Source organism: Caproicibacter fermentans, from assembly GCF_009746625.1.
Classification (GTDB): domain Bacteria; phylum Bacillota; class Clostridia; order Oscillospirales; family Acutalibacteraceae; genus Caproicibacter; species Caproicibacter fermentans.
On the sequence record NZ_VWXL01000009.1, the window covers coordinates 1 to 959 of the forward strand.

Consider the following 959-nt stretch of genomic DNA (forward strand, 5'->3'; position numbering starts at 1 on the left):
TTGGTGTCATTGGCAGTCAGGAGGATGCAGAAACGCTCAAACAAGACTTGACAATTTTCTTAAAGGAAAAATTAGGGCTAACCTTATCAGCAGAGAAAACAAAAATCACTAACACGGCGCAGTGCGCGAGATTCCTTGGCTACGACATATTTGTGTCGCGCAGTCAGGACATTAAGCGTTTGAAAAACGGAAAACGGCAGCGCGTATACTCCGGCGTTGTTCAGCTCCGTATGCCGCATGAGAAGTGGACAGCAAAACTGCTGGAATATGGTGCAATTCGTATCAGTAAGGACACATCGGGTAAAGAACGGTGGAAAGCCATGCCAAGAGGTAAGCTCATGAACAAAACGGATATTGACATACTTAGCAGATACAACGCGGAAATCCGGGGCTACTACAATTACTACTCAATAGCCGGAAATGTTTCCACCCTGAATCATTTCTCCAGCCTGATGAAATACAGCATGCTTAAAACTTTTGGCTCAAAATACCGCTGCCAAGTCAGTAAAATCAGGCAGAGGTACATCAAGGACGGCGAATTCACCGTTCAGTATGAGACAAAATCCGGTCCGAAAGAAGCAATTTACTATCACGGCGGCTTCAGGAAGAAAGCGGAGCCGTCACTCGGACAGGTGGACATGCTGGAAATCTACAAGAAGTATGACAAGCCTAACAGTCTCGCCGTTCGGCTTCGCGCGAAAAAGTGCGAACTGTGCGGCATAGAGTGCAGCGGCCTGGAAATACATCAGGTAAAAAGGCTGAAAGACCTGACAGGGCAAAGCGAGTGGGAAATGGAAATGCTCAGGCGTCGCCGCAAAACGCTGGCAGTCTGTCCGTCATGCCATCATGAGATTCACAATTCGATGAAATCGTAAAACGATAACAAATAGAGAGCCGTGTGCATCGAGAGGTGCACGCACGGTTCGGGAGGGAGTCGGTACTGCCGGCTTACCTCATAC

At 48.1% G+C, this 959-nt stretch carries 1 protein-coding gene; it reads left to right on the plus strand.

Annotated elements, in window-relative coordinates; translation table 11 throughout:
* A partial coding sequence (locus tag CAFE_RS01150; RefSeq protein ID WP_330593709.1) for an HNH endonuclease occupies positions 1-875 on the plus strand: 875 nt, incomplete at its 5' end.
* Positions 876-959: the final 84 nt, after the last annotated feature.